At 31.1% G+C, this 24,451-nt stretch carries 25 protein-coding genes; 4 read left to right on the top strand and 21 right to left on the bottom strand.

Features of this window, described 5'->3' with window-relative positions; translation table 11 throughout:
* Positions 1-208: 208 nt before the first annotated feature.
* From B2G86_RS01180 to B2G86_RS01165, 4 genes are all read right to left on the bottom strand, one after another.
* Positions 209-802 carry a hypothetical protein gene (locus B2G86_RS01180; protein ID WP_078356306.1) on the bottom strand — a complete coding sequence of 198 codons (594 nt, stop codon included), beginning with the start codon at positions 800-802 and terminating at the stop codon, positions 209-211.
* Between the two features lie 81 nt (positions 803-883).
* A complete protein-coding gene (locus B2G86_RS01175; RefSeq protein ID WP_198931315.1) occupies positions 884-1,213 on the bottom strand; it encodes a nucleoside triphosphate pyrophosphohydrolase family protein in 330 nt (109 codons plus the stop codon).
* 4 nt (positions 1,214-1,217) lie between these two features.
* Positions 1,218-2,102, bottom strand: coding sequence for an NAD(P)-dependent oxidoreductase (locus tag B2G86_RS01170; protein ID WP_078356305.1), 885 nt, complete (start codon positions 2,100-2,102; stop codon positions 1,218-1,220).
* A 148-nt stretch (positions 2,103-2,250) separates the two neighbouring features.
* Positions 2,251-2,790 (bottom strand): N-acetylmuramoyl-L-alanine amidase, encoded by a 540-nt coding sequence (locus B2G86_RS01165; RefSeq protein ID WP_078356304.1) that lies wholly within the window; start codon positions 2,788-2,790, stop codon positions 2,251-2,253.
* A gap of 129 nt (positions 2,791-2,919) precedes the next feature.
* On the opposite strand from B2G86_RS01165, the gene B2G86_RS01160 reads away from it, so the two are divergent.
* On the top strand, positions 2,920-3,843 hold the full coding sequence (locus B2G86_RS01160) for a diacylglycerol/lipid kinase family protein (RefSeq protein WP_078356375.1): 924 nt from the start codon (positions 2,920-2,922) through the stop codon (positions 3,841-3,843).
* A gap of 140 nt (positions 3,844-3,983) precedes the next feature.
* Here B2G86_RS01160 and B2G86_RS01155 read toward each other — a convergent pair whose 3' ends face one another.
* From B2G86_RS01155 to B2G86_RS01140, 4 genes are all read right to left on the bottom strand, one after another.
* Positions 3,984-4,187, bottom strand: coding sequence for a TM2 domain-containing protein (locus tag B2G86_RS01155; protein WP_078356303.1), 204 nt, complete (start codon positions 4,185-4,187; stop codon positions 3,984-3,986).
* Between the two features lie 185 nt (positions 4,188-4,372).
* Entirely contained in the window at positions 4,373-4,582 is a 210-nt protein-coding gene (locus B2G86_RS01150; RefSeq protein WP_078356302.1) for a hypothetical protein, read from the bottom strand.
* 196 nt (positions 4,583-4,778) lie between these two features.
* Positions 4,779-5,519 (bottom strand): sulfite exporter TauE/SafE family protein, encoded by a 741-nt coding sequence (locus B2G86_RS01145; RefSeq protein ID WP_078356301.1) that lies wholly within the window; start codon positions 5,517-5,519, stop codon positions 4,779-4,781.
* A 47-nt stretch (positions 5,520-5,566) separates the two neighbouring features.
* Positions 5,567-6,055, bottom strand: coding sequence for a GNAT family N-acetyltransferase (locus tag B2G86_RS01140; RefSeq protein WP_078356300.1), 489 nt, complete (start codon positions 6,053-6,055; stop codon positions 5,567-5,569).
* 131 nt (positions 6,056-6,186) lie between these two features.
* On the opposite strand from B2G86_RS01140, the gene B2G86_RS01135 reads away from it, so the two are divergent.
* Together B2G86_RS01135 and B2G86_RS01130 are read left to right on the top strand one after the other, a co-directional pair.
* Positions 6,187-6,666: a MepB family protein gene (locus B2G86_RS01135; RefSeq protein ID WP_078356299.1), complete on the top strand. Its 480-nt coding sequence runs from the start codon at positions 6,187-6,189 to the stop codon at positions 6,664-6,666.
* 365 nt (positions 6,667-7,031) lie between these two features.
* Positions 7,032-7,595 (top strand): Ltp family lipoprotein, encoded by a 564-nt coding sequence (locus B2G86_RS01130; RefSeq protein ID WP_078356298.1) that lies wholly within the window; start codon positions 7,032-7,034, stop codon positions 7,593-7,595.
* 176 nt (positions 7,596-7,771) lie between these two features.
* Here the strand turns inward: B2G86_RS01130 and glnA are convergent, their stop codons facing one another.
* From glnA to hflX, 4 genes are all read right to left on the bottom strand, one after another.
* A complete protein-coding gene (gene glnA / locus B2G86_RS01125; RefSeq protein WP_078356297.1) occupies positions 7,772-9,112 on the bottom strand; it encodes a type I glutamate--ammonia ligase in 1,341 nt (446 codons plus the stop codon).
* Positions 9,113-9,130: 18 nt separating this feature from the next.
* Positions 9,131-9,487 (bottom strand): MerR family transcriptional regulator, encoded by a 357-nt coding sequence (locus tag B2G86_RS01120; RefSeq protein ID WP_016912283.1) that lies wholly within the window; start codon positions 9,485-9,487, stop codon positions 9,131-9,133.
* Positions 9,488-9,574: 87 nt separating this feature from the next.
* Positions 9,575-10,822 (bottom strand): methionine gamma-lyase family protein, encoded by a 1,248-nt coding sequence (locus B2G86_RS01115; RefSeq protein ID WP_078356296.1) that lies wholly within the window; start codon positions 10,820-10,822, stop codon positions 9,575-9,577.
* 11 nt (positions 10,823-10,833) lie between these two features.
* Positions 10,834-12,072 (bottom strand): GTPase HflX, encoded by a 1,239-nt coding sequence (gene hflX, locus B2G86_RS01110; protein WP_078356295.1) that lies wholly within the window; start codon positions 12,070-12,072, stop codon positions 10,834-10,836.
* 108 nt (positions 12,073-12,180) lie between these two features.
* On the opposite strand from hflX, the gene B2G86_RS01105 reads away from it, so the two are divergent.
* Positions 12,181-12,654, top strand: coding sequence for a glutathione peroxidase (locus B2G86_RS01105; RefSeq protein WP_078356294.1), 474 nt, complete (start codon positions 12,181-12,183; stop codon positions 12,652-12,654).
* A 67-nt stretch (positions 12,655-12,721) separates the two neighbouring features.
* Here the strand turns inward: B2G86_RS01105 and hfq are convergent, their stop codons facing one another.
* From hfq to mutS, 9 genes are all read right to left on the bottom strand, one after another.
* Positions 12,722-12,949, bottom strand: a complete 228-nt coding sequence (gene hfq, locus B2G86_RS01100; RefSeq protein ID WP_078356293.1) for an RNA chaperone Hfq — start codon at positions 12,947-12,949, stop codon at positions 12,722-12,724.
* 13 nt (positions 12,950-12,962) lie between these two features.
* Positions 12,963-13,892: a tRNA (adenosine(37)-N6)-dimethylallyltransferase MiaA gene (gene miaA, locus B2G86_RS01095; RefSeq protein WP_078356292.1), complete on the bottom strand. Its 930-nt coding sequence runs from the start codon at positions 13,890-13,892 to the stop codon at positions 12,963-12,965.
* A complete protein-coding gene (locus B2G86_RS01090; RefSeq protein ID WP_158079015.1) occupies positions 13,885-14,832 on the bottom strand; it encodes an alpha/beta hydrolase in 948 nt (315 codons plus the stop codon). The genes miaA and B2G86_RS01090 overlap by 8 nt, the downstream gene beginning before the upstream one ends.
* A 175-nt stretch (positions 14,833-15,007) precedes the next feature.
* Positions 15,008-16,684, bottom strand: a complete 1,677-nt coding sequence (locus tag B2G86_RS01085; protein ID WP_078356290.1) for a glycerol-3-phosphate dehydrogenase/oxidase — start codon at positions 16,682-16,684, stop codon at positions 15,008-15,010.
* 116 nt (positions 16,685-16,800) lie between these two features.
* A complete protein-coding gene (glpK, locus tag B2G86_RS01080; RefSeq protein WP_078356289.1) occupies positions 16,801-18,294 on the bottom strand; it encodes a glycerol kinase GlpK in 1,494 nt (497 codons plus the stop codon).
* Between the two features lie 26 nt (positions 18,295-18,320).
* Entirely contained in the window at positions 18,321-19,139 is an 819-nt protein-coding gene (locus B2G86_RS01075; protein WP_078356288.1) for an MIP/aquaporin family protein, read from the bottom strand.
* Between the two features lie 196 nt (positions 19,140-19,335).
* Complete coding sequence (locus tag B2G86_RS01070; protein WP_078356287.1) at positions 19,336-19,869, bottom strand: glycerol-3-phosphate responsive antiterminator; 534 nt, start codon at positions 19,867-19,869, stop codon at positions 19,336-19,338.
* Positions 19,870-19,878: 9 nt separating this feature from the next.
* Entirely contained in the window at positions 19,879-21,879 is a 2,001-nt protein-coding gene (gene mutL / locus B2G86_RS01065; protein WP_078356286.1) for a DNA mismatch repair endonuclease MutL, read from the bottom strand.
* A 14-nt stretch (positions 21,880-21,893) separates the two neighbouring features.
* Positions 21,894-24,419 carry a DNA mismatch repair protein MutS gene (gene mutS / locus B2G86_RS01060; protein ID WP_078356285.1) on the bottom strand — a complete coding sequence of 842 codons (2,526 nt, stop codon included), beginning with the start codon at positions 24,417-24,419 and terminating at the stop codon, positions 21,894-21,896.
* Between the last annotated feature and the right edge of the window lie 32 nt (positions 24,420-24,451).

The following is a 24,451-nucleotide window of genomic DNA, read 5'->3' as shown; positions in this document are numbered from 1 at the left end:
CTCAGGCGTCAGCACTTTACAAAATCGCACTCAATATCTATTTTTTTATAAAATCTTTCGATTTTGTATGTGCATGCTTGCCTAGGGGTATGGTTCGAGCCTGTAGTCTCTCTCTCATACTATTCCCTCAGGCGTCAGCACTTACAAAATCGTTATAATTATCCATATAAATACAAAAAATAAAACATGACCCAAACAATGGTCCCATTTATGTATCTGATAATATAATTTGATTAACCTTTTCTTTGCCTATTACTTTTCTTAGCATAAAAAATTGATAATAGCTTAAATGTTGTATTAGTCTTTGATATTTATAAATATCGTCTTGTCTAAGTTCATGATATAGTTTATACATCATTTGGATCTCTGGACGTAAATACTTAATATCTTTTTCTAGACTATGAAAATATATTTTATAATCTTCAACTTCTATATTATGATCGTGACTAAATTGCCATTTCTCATCTTTCGTTTCATAAATATAAACTTTAATGATCTTACATTGTGCTTTTGTATCATAAACATAATATTTTTTATAATTATAAAGTTCTTCAAGGGATATTTCTTCCAGTTCATCTAATGGTGTTTTGACTACCAACTGATATTGGTGTTTTAAAAAATAATTGGATAGTATTTCCACTTCTTCTCTGCTAACCGTAATACTCATTATTTCTTTTGTATATGTGTATTCATTTAGAAATAAATCAATAGCACATTGTCCACAAACAATATATTGTAATGGGTAGTCAGACATTATCTGCTTTAATTCATCTATTGATAAATATTGTTCGTTTCCTTCCAATTCAGTTACCTCCTAAGAAAGCGTTTTCACTCCTTTTCATTTTATCAGTTTTGTAATAATTATCCAATAGATTTTTATTCTTTATTCTTTACGATTTAGTGAATCTTCTTTTGTAAAACCATTTGGGTAACGTTCTTTTAATTTTTCTATATTGGCTACACCTATTTCATTTAAATCTATATTAAGTGCTGATGCACAACAAGCTATATACCATAGCACATCTCCAAGTTCTTTTTTTAATTCTTGCACATCTAAATCATGACCATGAAACTGATGTTTTTTGATTATATCTGCAACTTCTCCCGCTTCTCCAGTTAAGCCTAAAGCACCGTTTACTAAGCTTTGTTCAGAATCATTTTTGATATCCGACATCGTTCTTAATGCAAGTTCTTGATATTTATTTAATTCCACTTTATTACCCCTTTTTAATTTGATTTTTTAACAACTGGATGACAGATTGCGTCCCATTATCATCGAATCCCGATTTACTTAGTGCATCATAAACTTCTTTAGCCTTTAGTAATCCTGGCATAAATAATCCCATTTTTTCACTTTCTTCAATCGCAATTTTCATATCTTTAATAAAATGTTTAACATAAAATCCCGGCGCATAATCTTCTTTGACCATTCTTGGTCCTAAATTAGATAATGACCAACTACCTGCCGCACCATGTTCAATTGAAGCAAATACTTTATCTATATCCAAACCTGCTTCTTCTGCGTAAATTATTGCTTCTGCTACACCTAACATGCCAGCTGCAATTGCTATTTGATTTGAAAGTTTAGTATGTTGACCATTACCACTTTTACCTTGATATACAACATTTTTACCAATCACATTGAAGATATCCTCAACTTGACTAAACGCTTCTTCATCTCCACCTACCATGATTGTTAATGTAGCATTTTTAGCGCCAATATCACCACCAGAAACAGGGGCATCTAAACTTTTAACATTATGCAATTTTGCTTCATCATATATTGTTTTGGCTAACGCTGGACTAGAAGTAGTCATATCAATAACTATACTTCCTGCCTTAGCATGATTTAAAATACCATCTTTATTTAAATAAATCGATTCTACATCTTTTGGATATCCCACTATTGAGATTATGACATCACTTTTCTCTGAGAGAACTGCAATACTTTCACACCATTTAGCACCTAAATCGACTAGTGAATCTGCTTTAGATTTCGTTCTATTAAACACGTTAACTTTATATCCATCTTGTATTAGATGTGCTGCCATAGATTTCCCCATAACACCAGTACCTACAAAACCAATTGTTTTTTTATTCATCTAAAATGCCCCCTACTTTTTTCTAATACAATCATTATACCTATTTATCAGAAAAATCTAAAATATCGAGTTTTCTATTTCCCATATAACGATTAGAGGCTGAGACAATTAATTTGTCCCAGCCTCATTATAGAAACTTTTTTACCATTTAATTCAACATGTATTGCTTGATTTGACTTATGAAATAGTCTTTTAAATCATTAATGACCCATTCATCTGGTATCCCATCAACTGTTGTCTTCCAATTAGTATGAATTTCAAAAGAACGGTGTGGACATTCTGTTTCACTGAATTCAAGATGTAATTTCACTGTGTCTCTATTTGGTTCTAAATTATAATCTATCATATCTGAAGCTATAACTCTAAACGTTTCCTGTTCATTTAATAAAAATTCTTCGTCCGTACTTGAAAGAGATTCTAACACTTCATAACCTAAATATTGTTCATTGCCTATTTGATTTGCAGTGTGCCAAGCTATATTTTCAGTATCAATTGCTTGCCATTGCCCATTTCGCTCAATATAATAATGCGCAATTCCTTGCACGTATCTTTCTTCAGGTGCATTTATTAATACTTCTCGCCATTCATTTGCATTCAATTCACTTGCATCATTATGAATAACAACACCAAGTAAAGGTTCGGTTCTTTTCTGCATTTCGTAATTTATATAATCATTTTCTGATGCCATCGTTATCCTCCCCTTTTTTATATAAACTTTTATTTATTTTAACATAAATAATTAATTAACTTGAAACTGTTTATACTACGCAATAAATGGTAATGTAATACTAGGAAGATAACAGGAGGTTGTATGTATATGACGCATCATTTTCATAAAGGAATTTTATTTTATCACGAAGCAGCTGGACAGGGTAATATTTTCAAAGAACTTGGACAAGTTACTGAAAACTTAACACAGCTTTGTGATGACTTAACTATAAAATTAAGTAAAGAAGAAGGACAAATAAAATCATTTTGTAAAGAAATAGCTGAAAATAATCACGTAAGTACCTATGATGTACTTTTCATTTTAGGTGGAGATGGAACATTAAATGAACTCATAAATGGTGTTGTAGAAAATAATCTTCAAATACCAATTGGAGTCTTACCAGGAGGGACTTTTAATGATTTTACAAAAACATTAAACCTTTCTCAAAAACCAATGCAAGCTTCTCAAGATTTATTAAATAGCCAAATAAAATCATTTGATATTTTAGATGTAAATGGTACATATGCACTCAACTTTGCTGGAATCGGATTAATGGTACAAAATGCTGAGAATGTTCAATCCAACCAAAAAGAATTATTAGGCAAGTTCAGTTATGTATTTTCTACAATAAAAACAGTATCAAATCCCGAAATTTATAAATATAAATTAACAGCAGATGGAAAAGAATATTCAGGAGAAACTTCAATGATATTAGTAGCCAATGGCCAAAATGTTGGCGGCAGTAAAATACCATTAGAAGATTTATCTCCAAATGACGGTAAAATGAATATATTTATCTTCGACAATCAAAACTTTAGTATTATTAACGACTTTTTCAAAGTTAAAGATAGCATGAATTGGAATGAAATAAGTGACAGTATTACACATATTTCTTGCGAATCAGCAACTTTAGCAACAGATCCAAATGCAAAGTTAGATATAGATGGAGAAATTCTATTTGAAACACCTGTAAATATCAAATTATTAAAAGACCAAGTTAAACTACTTTATTTAGATATCAATAATCAGTAATTCAAACTATATTTATAAGCAATTTCTTGCTAAAGTGCTTATAACACAGCTATGAAACTAAGATTGATAACAAAAAAAACAGTAGCAATTCATTAGTTCATGAATTGCTACTGTTTTTTAATTAATATTTCAAAAACTTATTAAACCTGAATATTTCCTTGCTCATCTGCTGGTTTAAGTAGCGCTAAGACAGCACTAATAATTGCTATTACTTGTGGGATTCCCGTCCAACAAAATACTAAATGTAGCAAACCAGAAATAGGTTTTTGTGCATAAAATTTATGAACACCAAAGTTACCTAATAATAAAGCTAACGCTATATATATCCATTTATTAACTAACATAATAACCCTCCTTCAACTATAAGAACATTATATAATCTATATTATATTAATACCCTAATAAAACCTAACAATATCATGTGTTAAGTGACAATTTTGTAACATACATAATTTTAAAATCTAATTTTTGGATTTCTATATAACAAAAAAAGCCACCGACTTTGTCGACAGCTTTTTATTTAATTTCCCTAGTTCCCTAAATAATCGTTAAATTCAGCTATAAATTGTTCTTTATCATTTGATGATGGATATTGTAAACCACCTAATATAACTGACTGGCTACTTACAGTAATAAAATCATAATCAATAGAATGTTTCAAAAATATATTTTTTGCATCTTCTTGATTGTATTCATTCTCTAGGTTCTCAAATACTATAATCTTCTTATCAAAAAACATGACTGCCTCCAAATAAAACTTAATATATAAAGCTTACAAAACAATATTAAGTGAATCTAGGGTTAATTGATGTAAATTAATACTCACTTTGTTTATATACATTTTAAATGTAAAATAACAAAACAAATTTAAATGTTTTTTAATGATTATGGCCGTTTATGATTTATTAATGTATTTTTCACACTAGTTGTTCACATTATTTTATAATCATAACAATACCAAAACAAATTAATAAAATATATATATACTTTATTAATACTTGTTGATTAATCTTAGTGTTAATAATATGTCCTACCCACAAAGTTATAATAAGTAATGGTAAAATCATAATGAGTAAATACCATAAAGAGCTCGACCAAAACCCAGAAACACCATGACTAAATACTATAAAACACCCCGTAATGAAAAAGTGAACTTGAGAAATATTCTTTAAATCTGTTACATGCCATTTTTTTAAAGTACCGTAAACAATAATGGGTACACCATGACTATTATATGCACTACCTAAGATACCTGAAACGAGTCCTGCTATATAATCATATAACTTCGGTATTTGTTTATTTATTTGATAGATGTTTCTATAATGATTGATTAAGTTTATGGTTCCGTACAATAAGATGAAAATACCTAATACTTTAATAATGACATCTTCATTTGCCCATTTAACGATTAATATACCAACTGGAGCACCAATAATTGAACCAACCAACAATCTTCTTACAATTGACCAATTGAGATTTCTTCTGCTCTTAATAAATACAGGAAATGCTACCAACAAACCAACAATTGCAACAATCGAAACTGATAATTTAAAATCAATACTAAAAAGTGACAATAATGGCATAGTGACTAATGCTTCACCAAAACCAAAAATACTACGCACTAATGCGCCTAATAGTATTGATACGATAACTAATATCAAAATTGTAAAATCCATAATATCCCCTTTATTAATACACTATTAAAAAAACACTATATTTCAGCTTATTTCAATAAAATTTGATAAAAGGCTAAATCCAGCCATTTATCAAATTTATAACCTACTTTTTCAAGTGTACCTATATGTTTAAAACCTTTTTGCTTATGTAAATGTATACTACCTTCATTAGATGAATCAATACCCGCAACCATTGTTTTATAGCCATCAACTTTCGCAAGTAAAATTAAATGATCTATTAATTGTGTAGCAATACCTTGCCTTCTAAATTTAGAACTTACATAAATAGAATGTTCAATCGTATATTGGTATGCTGCCCAATTTCTAAACGGACCATATGAGGCAAACCCAGCAATCTCATTATCCTTTTCATAAACTATAACAGGTAAACCAGATTCTACTTTACTATAGAACCATTTTTTTCTTTCCTCAAGATCTGTCTGTTCATAAGTATATACAGTTGTTGTATTTAAAATAGCATCATTATAAATATCTAAAATAAACTTCAAATCATCCTCAGTTGCATTTCTAATCATGACTTGACCTCCATCGCACCTCTAATTTATTTAATCATATCAATCCAACATGAAAAGTAAAGAGCTTATTATAATAAATGATATACTTATAAATATTAAAATATAACAAAATAATTAAAGGACTTGATGAGTTGTTTGAATCAATTACATTAACAGAAGAAATATTAAAGGAACTACACCTTATTGAAAATATGAAAATAGAACCATTAAATATTGAATATGAGAGTTGTCATTATCAAATAAATGATAAAACATATAGAAGTAGACGCGCAAAAAAGACACCAAATAAACAGGGTTACTTTGTAGTATTTTGGATAAAAGACGAAAATAATAAAAATAGACCTTACACATATGAAGAAACATTAGATAAACTTATCGTTACAATAATTGATGAAAGAAAAAAGGGGCAATTTGTTTTTCCTAAGGATCTATTATACAAGAAAAAAATAATTAGCAGTAACAACATAACAGGAAAAATGGCTATGAGAGTATATCCAACTTGGGAGGATAACTTAAACAAAACCGCTTCTCAAACACAAAAATGGCAAAAAGATTATTTTATAGATTTATCAGATAAAGTTGATATTAGAAGATTAACTGAATTATATTAGTAATTGTTATTCATGATGGTACCTTCAATTTGTATAGTTTATTTATGTTTTCTATAACTATATTTAGTTAAAATATTATTAAATAGCTTTAAATTTTTATTGCCTTTTTATGTAAGTAGGGTTATTATAATTATATATTTTAAGCGATAACAAACATATAACCATGTAAAAGTAGACTTTGAATATAAGAACTAACATTCATAAAAACATCAATAATGAATTATATATATTACATAGTAAAAAGAGAGAAAAACTTGTTGTTAAGACACGGGGTTCTCTCTTTTGTTTTTAAAAAACTTTATTTAAATTTAATTAATTACTCTACAGAGTATTAATATAAAAAATTATAAAGGAGAAGAAGTACGATGGGAAAATATAATAAGGATGAAGTATTATATAACGAGAAAGGAGAACGTGTAATCATCAAAGGTAAAAAGAAAAATCCTTTTCTAGTTGGTTGTTTAGGTCTAATCATATTAATTATCATTATTAGTGCTTGTGCCGCAGCATTAGGTGGTAAAAATAACGATAAATCTATGGAAGATAAAGTAGAACAAAAGCAAGATAATAAATCTAGTGATAATCAAAGTGAGTCATCTGATAAAGAAAGTAAAGATAGTTCAAAAACAACTAGGGAACAAGAAGCAGCTTTGGAAAAAGCAAAGACATATGCTAAAACATTACATATGTCTAAAAATGGTATCTATAATCAACTTACTTCATCAATAGAAGGCTTTAAACCTGAAGACGCTCAATACGCGATAGATAATTTAAAAGTCGACTATAATAAAAATGCCTTAGAAAAAGCGAAAGATTATGCTAAAACTATGAACATGTCTAACGATGCAATTTATCAGCAATTAATTTCAACTGTAGAAGGCTTTACTGCTGAAGAAGCACAATATGCAATAGATAATCTGAAAAAATAAATACTTTATAAAAACAATAGGATTTTAATAAAAACATCCTATTGTTTTTATTTATGTTTTCTATAACTATTTTAGTTTTATACATTCAAATTAGTAAATAAAATTGTTATCCAATTAATGATCGACAAAAATATAAAAAACCCCCTCAAAGCATTGAGCTTTGAGGGGTTAAGCAATTAATATTGCTTCATATATTGTTCTCTTTCCCATTCAGATACTTGGGTACGGTAGTAATCCCATTCTAATGATTTAGATTGTATGAATTGGCGATAGATATGATTTCCTAATGCTTTTTTAACAACTGGATTTTCTTTCATTGCTTTAACAGCTGTATAAAGTGTTGAAGGAAGATCTTGAACGCCTACTGATTCACGTTCTTCTCTGTCCATTTCATAGATGTTTTGATCTACTGATTCTGGAGGTGTTAATTTATTTTTAATTCCATCTAATCCAGCTTCTAAAATTGTAGCTAATGCTAAATATGGATTAGCTGCTGGGTCAACTGATCGAATTTCAACACGAGTTGATAATCCGCGTGACACTGGAATTCTCACTAATGGTGAACGGTTTTGTCCACTCCATGCAATATAACATGGTGCTTCATAACCTGGAACTAAACGCTTGTATGAATTTACTAATGGGTTACATACTGCTGTAAACCCACGCGCATTTTTCAAGATACCTGCAATAAAGTGGAAAGCGTCATCTGTTAACTGCATTTCTCCATTTGGATCGAAGAAAGCATTTTCTTTACCATTGAATAAAGAAACGTTAAAGTGCATTCCGCTTCCGTTTACACCAAATAATGGTTTTGGCATGAATGTTGCATGCAAATTATGTTTACGAGCGATTGTTTTTACAACTAATTTGAATGTTTGAATGTTGTCACATGCTGTAATTGCATCAGCATATTTGAAATCTATTTCATGTTGACCTGGTGCTACTTCGTGATGACTTGCTTCGATATCAAAGCCCATATCTTCTAATTCTAATACGATATCACGACGACAGTTTTCACCTAAATCTGTTGGTGCTAAGTCAAAATAACCACCATTATCATTTAATTCTAATGTTGGTTCTCCTTTTTCATCTAATTTGAATAAGAAGAATTCTGGTTCAGGTCCTAAGTTGAAATCTGTAAATCCTAACTCTTCCATTTCAGCTAATACACGTTTTAAGTTTGTACGTGGATCACCAGGGAATGGATTACCGTCTGGACTATAAATATCACAAATTAATCGTGCTACTTTCCCTTTACCTGCTGTCCATGGGAAAATTACCCAAGTATCTAGGTCAGGACATAAATACATATCCGATTCTTCAATTCGCACGAATCCTTCAATTGAAGAACCGTCAAACATCATTTCATTGTTTAAAACTTTTTCTAATTGTGAAATTGGTACCTCTACGTTCTTGATTGTTCCTAAAATATCAGTAAATTGTAATCTTAAATAGCGTACGTTTTCTTCGTCAGCAAAACGAAAAATATCTTCCTTTGTAAATGTTTGTTTAGCCATGTGATTATCCTCCAGTTTTTATTTAAAAAATCTTGATAAATCTCCACGATTAAGTGGTCCTTCTGTTTTAGAAGTTCCTCTAATTACACGTTCTCTCATCTTCAGTTCTTCATCAGAAAGGTCATTTTGTTCTTGTAAAAGAATTTGTTTTATACCTTTCATATTAAATCCCTTTTCGATAAGATTTTTAATTTCAAGTAATCGCTCTAAGTCATTTAAAGAAAATAACCGTTGATTACCTTCAGTCCTTTTGGGTGAGACTAGTTCGTTGCTTTCGTAATATCTGATTTGTCTTGCTGTTAGCTCAGTTAACTTAATCACTACACCAATGGGAAACACGGCCATGTTTCTTCTAATTATGTCTCTAGACAGCACGACCGCCTCCTTCATTTAAGAACTTAAAATAAATTTAGCACATAAATTTTCAGAAAACAAATAAATGTTAGAAAACCTTACATAAAATTAAAGTTTAACAAGTTGACTGTTTATTAAATTTTCTACCGCTCTTTTAATTGCAATTTTAACATGTTCATATGTTAATCCACCTTGTATATATGCTTCATATGGCGCTCTAATAGGACCATCTGCAGTTAATTCAATTGATGATCCTTGTATAAATGTACCTGCTGCCATAATGACATCATCTTCATAACCTGGCATATAACTAGGCAAAGGACTAAAATGCGCATTGATTGGGGATGCATGTTGAATCGACTGACAAAATGCTATCATTTGTTCTTTTGTTTCAAAAGTAACGGACTGTATAATATCTGTTCGCTTATCTTTATAGTGTGGTGTTGTTGTCATTTTTAATTTCTGTAATAATAGTGAAGTAAATAGTGCACCTTTTAAACTTTGACTGACTACATGTGGCGCTAGAAAGAAACCTTGATACATATCTGGCAAGTTTCCTAAAGATGCACCCGCTTCTTTGCCGATTCCTGGTGCTGTTAAACGATATCCACAACGTTCGATTAATTCTCTTTTACCTGTAATGTACCCGCCTATTTTTGCTAGTCCGCCACCTGGATTTTTAATAAGCGATCCTGCCATAATATCAGCACCTATTTCAATCGGTTCTCTATCTTCAACAAATTCTCCATAACAGTTGTCTACAAATATAATCATATCCGGATATTTCTTTTTTATATGTTTTATTGCATATTCAATTTGATCGATTGTTAATGAAGGTCTAGAGTTATACCCCTTTGATCTTTGGATTGCAATAACTTTTGTACATTCATTTATGCTTTTTAACACAGAATCTATGTCTATTTCATTATCTTTTAAAGGAACTTCATTATATAAAATACCTTGCTCCAAGAAACTTCCGATTCCGTTTCCATTAACGCCAATTACTTCTAACAGCGTATCATATGGTGTACCTGTTATATATAACAACTCTTCACCATATTTAAGCTGACTATTAAGTGCTAATGTGATAGCATGTGTGCCTGAAATAATTTGAGGTCTTACTAAACTATCTTCAGCTTTAAATACCCTACTATAAACATCTTCTAAATGATCCCTACCAATATCATCATAACCATAACCAGTTGTACCTACTAAATCAGATTCAGTAATTTTCACATCATGAAACGCATCTAATACTCTCTCTTGAGCAATTAATGCATTTTGTTCTATCTTATCAAAATATGGTCTTAATTCTGTTTCTACATCTGTAATTAAATTGTTTAATTTTTGTTCCATTTTTCAACCTCTTATTTCTGTTTATATCCTTTAACAAGATATGAATTTGATGCTTCATCAAAATCCATTGTCTCAACTAAAGTATGTGTTCTTTGCCAATATAATTGATCAGCATTTGATGACGGAATCGTCATTTCATAATATTCCATTGTTTCTTCTATCATTTGTACTAATTTTTCTTTCATTATAACTTTATCTTGAACATTTTTTGCAGAAACAAAAATTGAATGTTCTGAAACAGCTAAATGCGCTCCTTGAACCATATCTTTTTTATTAAATACAACGAGCATTGGGATATGTCCCATCTCTAACTGATTGACTAATGACATAACTGTTTCATATTGCTCCATATGATGTGGATGACTTGCATCAACTACATGAATTAACAATTGAGCATATTTCGCTTCTTCTAATGTTGATTTAAAAGCTGCAATAAGTGTCGTTGGTAACTTTTGAATAAAACCAACCGTATCTGAAATTATCACATTAAATCCATTATTTATTGTAATTGCTCTTGATTTTGGATCTAGTGTTGCAAAAAGCAAATCTTGTTCAAACGTTTCGTCATTAGATAACTGATTGAACCATGAAGACTTACCAGCGTTTGTATACCCTATAAGTGCAACTTGATATGCTTGATTGTGCTGTCGTCGCTCTCTATATCTTGAGCGGTGTGAAACAATAGTTTCTAATTGATGCTTTATTTCATTCATTCTAGTCCGTATATGTCTTCTATCAGTTTCTAATTTTGTTTCACCAGGTCCTCTTGTGCCTATCCCTCCACCAAGTCGAGATAAACTTTTTCCGTGACCTGATAACCTTGGTAGCAAATAATCTAGTTGGGCTAACTCAACTTGTAATTGCCCTTCTCTACTAGATGCTCTTTGAGCGAAAATTTCTAGTATAAGCTGCGTTCTGTCGATTATTTTCGTATTAAATAACTCATCTAAATGTTTAGATTGTCCAGTTGTTAACTCGTCATTTGCAATTATAGCATTAACATTTAAGTCATTTAATTCTATATATTCAATCACTTCTTCAATTTTCCCTTTTCCAAAATAATACTGTTGGTCCGGTCTGTCTCTTTTTTGAGTGAATATTTCTATCACTTCAAGTTTACTTGTAGCCGCTAAAGATTCTAACTCATCAACTGTTGATTGAAAAGTAGCTTCATCAATTCTTTTATCTTGAAATGCTAATAAGATTACCTTCTCAGTATCATGTTTAGTAGATTTCATATCATTCTTCATTTTATCACGCTCTCTTTAATTATATTTTAACATATAAATCAGTATGCATATTGATATGACTTTTATAAATTTACGACTATAATGGTAATAAGAAAAGGAGTGATTGCAATGTCAATTTATGACTTCGAAGTTGCGAAAACAAACGGTGAGAGATATTCATTGTCTGAATATAAAGGGAAAGCAATTTTAATCGTTAATACTGCTAGTGAATGTGGTTTCACTCCACAATTTGAAGGATTAGAAGAGCTTTATCAAGATTATAAAGATAAAGGCTTTGTCGTACTTGGTTTCCCTTGTAATCAATTTGGCAATCAAGAACCTGGAGACTCATATGAAGCTTACCAAAACTGTAAATTAAACTTTGGTGTAACTTTTCCAATGCATGAAAAAATAAAAGTAAAAGGTTCTGAACAACATCCACTATATGAATACCTTACGCTTGCGAAAAAAGGTATATTAAATGGAGCTATTAAATGGAACTTTACTAAGTTTTTAGTAAACAAAGATGGTGAGGTCGTTAATCGCTTTTCTCCACAAAAAAGTCCAGATCAATTAAGAAGTTCAATAGAAGAATTATTATAAATTTAAGAGGTTCTAAGATAGTATATTAAACTACTATCTTAGAACCTCTTAATTACATCACAGGACTTTATTCATTGTCTTTATTTTCTTCGTCTTGTGTATCTACGAAAGTTGAAATAGCATGTTTGTAAATTAGATTTTCTTTCCCTTGAATATCTAAAAGTACAACATTATCGTCAAAGTTGACAATTTTGCCTTTCATTTGAAATCCATTCAGTAAAAAGACTGTTAATTCAGTACCATCTGATTTGAATTTCTCCAACAATACTTCTTGAATATTTTCTTTCTCTGCCATATGACTTTCCCCTTCACTTGGATAATTGGATTACGTTGTCTGCGATTTCTGATAAAGACTGTTTATCCCGTTGAAACCAAGTAACATTCATTTTATTTTTAAACCATGTCATTTGACGTTTGGCATATCTACGTGAATTTTGCTTGATTTGTTCTTTTGAAGTTTCTATATCTATTTCTCCCTTTACAACAGGTATTAATTCTTTGTATCCAATTGCTTGCATACTTTGAGAATTTTCATACCCTTTCTCAACAAGATTAGACACTTCTCTTAATAATCCTCGCTGCAACATCATGTCTACACGCATATTAATTCTTTCATATAATATTTCGCGCGACATTTCTATCCCAATTAATATTGTACTATATTTACCAGAAAATGTCTGGCTTTTCTTTCGTTCACTTAAAGTTTTTTTTGTTTTTAAGTAATATTCAATTGACCTTTCAACTCTTTTGCGATTGTTTGGATGCACTGTTGACGCAGTTTCTGGATCAATTTGATAAAGATAGTCATGCAATTCATTATTTTTGAAATTAGATAATTTATTTAATTTATTATTTATAATTTCCATTTTTTCAGAACTTATTTCTTCTTCTTCAAGCTGATAATCATATAATACTGACTGAACATATAGCCCAGTTCCACCAACTAATATAGGTAACTTACCTCTATTATGAATATCCTCAACTACTTTTGTAAAATCTTGTTTAAACTTGTAGACAGAATAAGGTTCATCGGGTTCATAAACATCAATTAAATGATGGACTACACCCTCTTTTTCTTCTTCTGTAACTTTGGCAGTACCAATGTCCAAGCCTTTATATATTTGAAAAGCATCACCATTTATAATTTCACCATTTAAAGCTTTAGCCAATCTAATACTTAATTCAGTTTTCCCTACAGCAGTTGGTCCAACTATTGCAATTAATGGTTTATCATTCATTTGAAGATTCCTCTTTTTCTAATTGTTTAATTTGTAAATTCAACCAATTATATAAATGTTCATAAACGGCGTATTGATTCGTTTCAAATAAAACTTCATGACGTTTATTCTTATATAGTTGCACTGTGACATGTTTAACACCTGAACGTTTATAAATAGATGCTAATTGTTTAATACCTTGTCCAAAACCACCAAAATGATCTTCTTTACCTGATACAAGTAATATAGGCATATTTTTATTTTGCACCTTTATGAAATTTGATTTTTTAGTTTGGACTGTAGCTCTAACTGTCTCTAAAAGGATTTTGTGTGATACTGGAAATCCTGCAAATTTATCTTGCTCATATAGTTCACGGTTCTCATCACTTTGACTAATCCAATTATTATCTTTGTTTAAATCTTTATGTTGACGGTTAGTAGTTTTGAATGCAATATTGTTAATAAATTTAGACTTAGTACGACTTCCCAAAAATAAATTCACTACTTTTAGAGCGTATAAGTTCATTTTGCCGCGTAAATTCGAATAAACTACAGTACCAGATAAGATTAATATATCAACATCATCTGGGTAATCATGTACGAATTTTCTTGCAATTAGTGAACCCATTGAATGACCTAGTAATATATAAGGTAAATCAGGATTCAATTCATTTTTAAATGTATCTCTTATTTCTTTAGTATCATCAACTAAATCTTGTAATGAATTGAAATGACCTCTCGTTGATTCTTCAATGTTAATACCATGTCCACGATGATTATGACGAATAACATGAAAGCCTCTTTTACATAAATACTCAACTATAGCGTCATATCTATCTTTATGCTCAGCTACACCGTGCAATATATGTATAATGCCTATAGGTTTTTCATCTGTTTTATCTATGGTAACTTCTAACGTCTGTTCTGTTGACAGAGTAATTCTATGATTAAAACGTCTCAAAGACATACGCCTCCCTTTTGAATCATTATATCAAATTCTATACTGCTTAAAAATATATTACCTGCTTTCTCTGATAAATAAAAAAGCTGAGACAATTAAATGTCTCAGCCTCATTTTTTTATGCGCATGCTTTTCCCGCAGGAGTCAGCGCAAAAAAATACCAAATATTAACAAATTATTTTATGATTGCTGGTTGATCGTTTGGATTAACCGCTTCTTTAATAGCTTGTTCTAATTCATCTTTATATAAACGTTTACTGTCATTATCATAATTTAATACTTTTGCCATTACTTCAACAATAGCATCTTTATGTTCTAATACGTAACTAATATCAAAGTATAAACGTCCTGAACGACGTACTAAGAAGTCTGTTGGTTTATGAACCATTTCTTTTTGAATACTATAAATCACTTCTGCGTATACTTCGATTGGCAAGTTTACATCCGCAACTTGTGTAGCGTGAGCAATTTCAAATACTTCGTCAACGTTTGAACCATATTTTCTAGCTAAATAACGTGCAGCATCTTCAGAAAGGTTGTAGTTTTTAGCTTCTTTAACTTTGCTTTCTACAAATGATTCATAATTTTTACTACCACCAACGTTACCACCAGAAATGTAAGTTTCTTTAGTGTTACAAGGTTTAAATGTTAATTTGTAATCTTCTTTAAGACGTTTACTTAATAAGTCAACAATGTCTTGAGCCATGTGACGGTAACCTGTTAATTTACCACCTGCAATTGTAAGTAATCCTGAGTCACCTTCCCATATTTCATCTTTACGAGATATTTCTGAAGGATCTTTACCTTTTTCAAAGATTAATGGTCTTACACCAGCCCATGTAGATTCTATATCTTTATCTTCAACTTTAACTGTTGGGAACATATAGTGAATCGCATCTATTAAATATTGACGGTCTTCTTCTGTAACTTTAGGTGATGATTTATCATTGTCATATATTGTATCAGTTGTACCAACATATGCTTTTCCGTCTCTAGGAATAGCAAAAATCATTCTGCCATCATTTTCAGTATCAAAGTAAACAGCTTGTTGTAATGGGAATTTACTTTGGTCGATGACAATATGAACACCTTTAGTTAATCTAAGTTGTTTATTGTTTGTTGAGTAATCTTTCCCTCTTACTTCATCTACCCATGGACCTGCTGCATTAATAACTCTTTTACCTTTAATTTCAAAAATTTCATTCTGTAATAAGTCAGTAGCTTCTATACCAGCAACTTTGTTCTTTTTGTTGTATAAAAATTTGTTTGATTTTGCATAGTTAATAATATCAGCACCGAATTCACGTGCACGTTTCATAACTTCAATTGTTAAACGAGCGTCGTCTGTACGGTATTCAACATAATAGCCACCCGCTTTTAAGCCATCTTGCTTAACTAGAGGTTCTTTGTTAATGGTTTCATCTCTATTTAACATTGTACGACGTTCTGATTTTTTAACTCCTGCTAAGAAATCATATACTTTTAAGCCGATAGAAGTTGTGAAAGGTCCCATACTTCCACCTTTATGCAATGGTAATAACATCCATTCTGGTGTTGTTACATGTGGTCCATTTTCATAAACAATTGCTCTTTCTTTTCCTGTTTCAGCAACTACGCCTACTTGGAATTGTTTTAAATAACGTAATCCACCGTGGACTAGTTTAGTACTTCTTGAACTTGTACCTTGAGCAAAGTCTTGCATTTCTACTAATGCTACTTTCATTCCACGTTGAGATGCATCTAATGCAATACCTGCACCAGTAATACCTCCACCTATAACGACTACATCATATTCTGTATTCTTAAGTTGATCTTTAACCTGGTTGCGGTTTAACGCTGATAATTGTTGCATAATCATTTCCTCCTATAAAATGTAAAAAAATGAGAGACTCATCCCTACAATAAATTGTACGAACAAAGCCTCTCACGTCTCTACGGAATATTAACTTACCTTAATGATAACACAACTTAATCTAATTTAAAAGCTTGAGTGGCTTTTACTGCAGTTTTCCAACCTTTGTAAAGTTTTTCTCTTTCTTCTTCTTCAAGTTCAGGTTTGAATTCTGTTTCTAATTTCCATCTTTGTTGTATTTCATCTTTTGATTTCCAGAAACCTACCGCTAATCCAGCTAAGTAAGCAGCACCTAGTGCAGTAGTTTCATTTACTTCAGGTCTTTCAACCGGTGTGTTTACAATATCTGCTTGGAATTGCATTAAGAAATTATTCTTAACTGCTCCGCCATCAACTCTTAATGTCTCAACATTAATACCAGAGTCTTTTTCCATTGCTTCTAACACATCTCTTGTTTGATAACATAATGACTCTAATGTTGCTCTAATGAAGTGTTCTTTTTCAGTACCACGTGTTAATCCGAAAATGGCACCCCTAGCATCAGCATCCCAATATGGTGTACCTAAACCAACGAATGCTGGTACAACATAAACGCCTTCAGTAGATTTAACACGTTTTGCGTATTCTTCTGAAGCTGGAGCAGATTTAATCATTCTTAATCCGTCTCTTAACCATTGGATTGCAGATCCAGATACAAAGATACTACCTTCAAGTGCATAGTTTACTTTTCCATCTAAACCATATGCTAATGTTGTAAGTAATCCACTATCAGATTTCACTGCTTTTTCACCTGTGTTCATTAACATGAAACCACCAGTACCATAAGTGTTCTTAACATCTCCACTTTCGAAACAAGCTTGGCCAAATAATGCAGCTTGTTGGTCACCAGCTACTCCAGCAATCGCAATTTTTTCACCGAAGAAATGATGTTCTTGTGTATAACCATAAACTTCACTTGATGGTTTAACTTCAGGTAACATTGATTTTGGAACATCAAGATATTCTAATAATTCTTCATCCCATTTTAAGTCGTAAATATTGTACATTAATGTTCTACTTGCATTTGAATAGTCTGTTACATGCGTTTCTCCAGTAAATTTCCAAATTAACCATGTATCAATTGTACCGAATAGTAAATCACCGTTTTCAGCTTTTTCTCTAGCACCTTCAACATTATCTAGAATCCATTTTACTTTTGTACCTGAGAAGTAAGGATCTAATAACAAACCTGTTTTCTCTTTAAATATTGGTTCTAAATCTCTAGATTTCAAATCTGCACATATGTCTTGTGTTTGTCTAGATTGCCAAACAATTGCATGGTATACAGGACGACCAGTATTTTTATCCCAAACAACTGCTGTTTCCCTTTGGTTAGTAATTCCGATACCTTCAATTTGGTTAGGACTAACGTTATTTTCATTCAACACACTAGAAATAACTGCTAGAACAGATGTCCAAATTTCGTTTGCATCATGTTCAACCCAACCGCCTTTTGGAAAATATTGCTTAAATTCACGTTGGCTAACAAATTTGATAGTTCCCTCTTTATCAAATAGTATAGCTCTTGAACTTGTTGTACCTTGGTCAATTGATAAAATGTATTTTTCCATATTAAACACTCCTATAAATTTGTTTGTTACAGAATTTCAGAAACTTCACCTTTTAGTAACGCTTTATTCAATACAATACCGAATAATACGACAACAACTGTAAAGATGAGTGAGAAAATAACTAAACCATTAACAACCCCGTTAAATAAAATGTTGTACAATGCTGCACCAAGCATACCACCAGCAATAGGTCCTAAAATTGGAACAACTGCATATTTCCAGTTTGAACTTCCTTTACCTGGAATTGGTAATAACATATGCATAATACGTGGACCAATGTCACGAGCTGGGTTAATTGCATAACCTGTCGCACCACCTAAACTTAAACCAATCGCTACGATTAATAAACCTACGATAAGTGGATTTAAACCGTCAGTAAATTTATTAGCTCCTATAAACAATAATCCCATAACTAAGATCATAGTTCCAATAATCTCACTTAAGAAGTTGGCAACATAGTTTGGATATGAAGGTCCAGTAGAGAATACTGCTAATTTCGCACCTTGATCTTCAGTTTTTTTCCAATGTGGTAAATATGTAGCCCATACAAGTGCTGCACCAATCATGGCACCGATCATTTGAGCAATGATGAATGGAACAACTTTAGACCATGGGAATGATCCGTCAATTGCAAACCCAAGTGTTACTGCAGGATTTAAATGTGCTCCCGAAACATTACCAGCTGCATAAACACCTAGCATAACAGCAAGCCCCCAACCTAACGAAATAACGATCCAATCTGCACCTTTACCTAACGCACCTTTAAGGTTAACGTTAGCACATACACCGCCACCAAATAATATCAAAATGGCTGTACCAATTACTTCCGCTAAAAATTCACTCATATTAAACACCCTCCTAATATTTTTCGTGCTAATACATAAAAATCCCTCTACGAACTTACAACTATACCTATTATTCGCATAATTAATTATACAAATTTATCGCATAGTGTTTTTGTCATAGAGGGTCTCATTTACTCATCTCATATATTAACTTAATTAGAAGTATAATACTATATGAAAACGTTGTCAAATCAATTTACCAAATTGATGTATCACTAGACGTGATATATTGGGCACCGCTTTCAATAGCAAGTTCAATTTCTTGTTCCGTATTTATTAATCCACCGGCAATTATACGTTTACCTGTTTGGTCACTGATTTCTTTAATTACTTTAGTTGCAACACCTGGCAGAACTTCTACTAAGTCTGGATCCGACTGTTTAATCAATTCAATGCTTCTACTCAAGGCGGTACTATCTAAGATAAACACTCGTAATATCGTTAAAGTATTTAACTTTTTCGCACGTCTTATAATTTTTGATTTAGTTGAAATAATGCCATGTGGTTTATATTGTTGTATAACATATTCAACAGCAGCTTCATCATTAGATAAACCTTTTATAAGATCTATATGCAACATAACTTCTTTATCATGTTTTTTTATTTGTTCTAAAATCCCTTGCAAATGACCTATATGAGTATCTAATAATACGCAACGATCATAGTCCATCTTAAAGAATTTTTCCATATCTTTCATAGATCGAATAGCCGGTAATATATGTTTATTCATCTTATCCTCCTACATGACTCTTTTAAATAATTTTTCTAACTCATAAGTTGTTAATTCAATAATAATTGGTCTACCATGTGGACAAGTAAATGGATCAGTTGTATCTCTTAATTCATCAATCAAATGACTCATCTCATGATTTCTTAAGTAGTGATTAGCTTTAATTGATTTTTTACAACTCATCATAATGGCCGCATCTTCACGCAATTTTTTAATATCTACTTTTTCATGTTTTAATACATAATCAATCATATCTTTAATGATTTCTTCTGCTTCAATATGTGGCAACCAAACTGGATATTCACTAACCATATAATCATGATGTCCAATTGGTTCTAAGAATATGCCCGCTTCTTCTAAAGGATGCAAATATTTTTCAATAATCATATGTTCGTCTCTTGAAAAGTTAAATGTTAATGGCAACAATAAACTTTGAGTTTCATTCGTTACTTCCCCAATTTTCTCTTTAAAGAATTCATATTTTATACGTTCTTGAGCGGCGTGTTGGTCAATCATAAACATTCCTGTATCATTTTGAGCAATAATATATGTTCCATGTACTTGACCAACTACCTCCATATAAGGAACTCGCGGTGTATTTGATTTAGTCTCTTCATTTTGTCTTTGTTCATCATTGTCATTTGTATTTTCTATATCAACAGCGTGTTCGTATTCGTTATTATTAATCTCTGTTTTTTCAATATCAGCTTGCTCATCCTCATGTTGAATGTACGAATGTTCTGTGTTTGTATCTATATCTTCATTTATAAATGAATGGTTATCTTTTTTATCTTTAAATTGCCATTGCTGTGAGTTAGTACTATTCGTTGAATTTTGTTTGTAATTATTTTCAAACGTTTTATTGAATTCATTTGTTTCATCTATCGTGTCATTATCAATTTGACTTTGTTGTTTCACTGGTTCCTGACTACGTTTAGCTTCAAAATCTAACTTCTGCTGTTCAAAAATCTCTTTTTGTGATTTTTTAGGCTTATGGTTATCTAAAGAAGTGCCTGGTATTAGAGACATTCCTCTAAAGGCTTCTTTAATTTTGTTATTAATTAAATCATAAAGTAATTGTTCTTTTGAAAGTCTTACTTCTAGTTTAGTCGGATGTACGTTTACATCTACTAATATAGGATCCATTTCAATATTAATATAGACAATAGGATATCTGCCGATTGGTAACAGTGTATGATAACCTTCGATGATAGCTTTATTTAGAACAAAATTCTTAATGTATCTACCATTAATAAAAATAGAAATATAATGTCTATTACTTCTCGTATGTTCAGGTTTGCAGACGTAACCTTTCATTACATAATCATCTGTTTCACCATTGATTTCCACTAAATCTTTAGCTATTTTCATGCCATAAATTTCTGCCATCACTTCGTTCGTTTTACCAGATCCATTAGTTGACAGCACTGTTTTATCATCAGATACAAGATTAAACGAAATATCCGGATGGCTCATTGCCATTCTATTTACGATATCTGTAATCTTACCTAATTCTGTATATAGACTTTTAACATATTTCAACCTTGCTGGCGTATTATAAAATAAATCTTTCACAAGTATGTCTGTACCTTTTTTAGCTTTAGCCGGTTGTTGTTTAATAATTTCACCGTTTTCAACTTGTACTTCATGTCCAAGCATACCATCAGTACATGTCTTCATAGTCACTCTACTTACAGATGAAATACTCGCTAATGCTTCACCTCTAAAGCCTAAAGTACGTATGTGAAATAGGTCATAGTCATTATTTATTTTACTTGTTGCGTGTCTTCCAAATGCTTTATTAATGTCTTCTTCTTCTATACCAGTTCCATTATCTACAACTCTAATTGATTGTATCCCTGATTCCTTTATAGTTATATCTATTTGAGTTGCTTGTGCATCTATTGCATTTTCCAATAATTCTTTCACGACAGAAGCAGGTCTTTCTACAACTTCTCCAGCGGCAATTTTATTGGCTAAAGATAATTCAAGCTCTTTAATTTTCCCCAATGCACTCACACTTTCTATTTAAGTTGATTTTGTAATTCTTGAAGTTTTGTTAATGCTTCTATAGGCGTTATATTCATCAAATCTATTGATTTAATTTTCTTCTCGATTTCAGACGGGCTATGTTCTTCAAACAATTGGAATGCAGGTTGGTCAAATTTTTCAACTTTACGTTCTACTTTTGTATGAGATTCTAATTCCTGAAGAATAGTATGTGCTCTTTCTATAATTTCATCAGGTAAATCAGTTAATTTTGCAACATGTATACCATAACTTTGGTCAACCGCGCCTTCTTTAACTTTATGCAAGAAAATGAGTTCTCCTTGGTATTCTTGTGCTGCAACGTGAATATTTTTAAGTCCAGATAAAGTTTCATCAAGATGTGTAAGTTCATGATAGTGTGTAGAAAATAATGTCTTTGCCTTTGTATGATGATGTACATACTCAATCATAGATTGCGCTAATGCCAATCCATCAAATGTTGATGTACCTCTACCAATTTCATCAAAAATAATTAAACTGTCTTCTGTTGCACCAACCATTGCCTTTTCCGCTTCTAACATTTCAACCATAAATGTACTTTTACCTGATACTAAATCATCTGCAGCACCAATTCTTGTAAATATTTGATCAAATATAGGTAATTGCGCGTAATCTGCTGGTACATATGCACCCATTTGAGCCATAATGCTTATAATCGCAATTTGTCGCATATAAGTACTTTTACCAGACATATTTGGGCCAGTTATTAAGTATATAAACCCTTCTTGATCTAAATAGCAGTCATTAGGCACATAATCATTATGATCCATTACTCTCTCAACAACTGGATGACGAGATGATTTTAATGATAAAGTTTTGTCTTCACTAAATATTGGTCTTGTGTAACGATTTTTTTGTGCTATTTCAGCAAAACTTTGTAGACAATCTATCTCTGATAACAATTTCGCTTGTGTTTGTAATTGTTCAGTAAATGCCTTAACTTTCTGTCTTAATTCAAGGAATAACTGATATTCTAATGCTATCGCTTTATCCTCTGCACCTAAAATAATAGATTCTTTTTCTTTAAGTTCTTCCGTAATAAATCTTTCAGCATTTGATAATGTCTGTTTACGTTGATAACCGAGTGCATCAGTATCTATGTTATTTAAATTAGCTCGAGTAATTTCTATATAATATCCGAAAACTTTATTAAAGCTTACTTTTAATGATTTCACACCAGTTCTTTCTCTTTCTTTCAACTGTAACTCTGCAATCCATTGTTTACCATTTGTAGATGCTTCTTTATATTGATCAAGTGTTTCATGGTATCCTTTTTTAAATATTCCACCTTCTTTTACTGAGATTGGCGGATCTTCAACTAAGCTTTCTTCAAGTAAATGTTCTAAATCTCTTAACGGTTTAAGCTCTTTAAATCTTTCAATTGAATTTGAATCTAGTCTTTCTATAATTTCCTTAATATACGGAATTTGTTTTATTGAATAATTTAATTGAATTAAGTCTTTAGCATTCACATTACCATAACTCACTCTTCCAACTAGTCTTTCTATATCATATACCATATTCAAGTAACTTCTTAACTCATCACGTTCGATAAATCCGTTGACCAATAGTTCAACAGCATCTAATCTTTGTTCAATATCTCGTTGTTTAATTAATGGTCTATCAATCCATTGTTTTAATCTTCTTGCTCCCATTGGCGTTTTTGTGTCATCCATTAACCATAAAAGTGTTCCTTTTTTTGATTTAAGTCTAATACTTTCAGTTAATTCAAGATTTCTTTTAGCATAAAAATCCATTTTCATATAATCTAGTGCTCTATACACCACGACTTCTTCTATATGAGGCATATCTCTTTTACCATTATCATGGATATAATTTAATAAATAATTTAATGATTTCTTTTGAGCTTGAGAAGTATTAGTTACAACTTCGTAATCACGTTCATCATAACTATCTACAACAGTGATTGTTTCAGTTATAAGTTGAATTTGTTTATACAAATTATTTGGCAAAATTTTATTCACTATAATTTCATTCGGATGAATCGTTGTAATTTCATTAATCAAAGTTGTTTCATCAATGAATGAAGTTACCTTTAACTCTCCTGTCGTTACATCACAATAACTTAAATGAAACTCACCATCTTCTTTAATAAAACTTAAAATATAATTATTAGCCTTTTCATCCATTCCTTTTTGGTCCATAACAGTACCCGGTGTAATAACTTGTACGACTTCTCTACGAACCATACCTTTAGTTTGAGTCGGATCTTCCATTTGCTCACAAATTGCTACTTTATAACCTTTAGATATTAATTTTTCTATATATCCCGAAGCAGAATGATAAGGTACACCACACATAGGAATTGGATCTTTTTTAGCATCTCTTCTAGTTAAAGTAATTTCTAAAACTCTAGATGCTTCAACTGCATCATCATAGAACATTTCATAAAAGTCACCTAATCTAAAAAATAATAATGTATCTTGGTATTGTGATTTTATCTTTAAATATTGAGCCATCATTGGCGTTGGTTTAGACATCTATTTTCACGTTCCTTTTTTTAACTTTCGAT

Origin of the sequence: Mammaliicoccus fleurettii, from assembly GCF_002018435.1 — a bacterium.
In the GTDB taxonomy this organism is placed as follows: domain Bacteria; phylum Bacillota; class Bacilli; order Staphylococcales; family Staphylococcaceae; genus Mammaliicoccus; species Mammaliicoccus fleurettii.
This window is presented reverse-complemented; position numbering and strand designations above follow the sequence as displayed.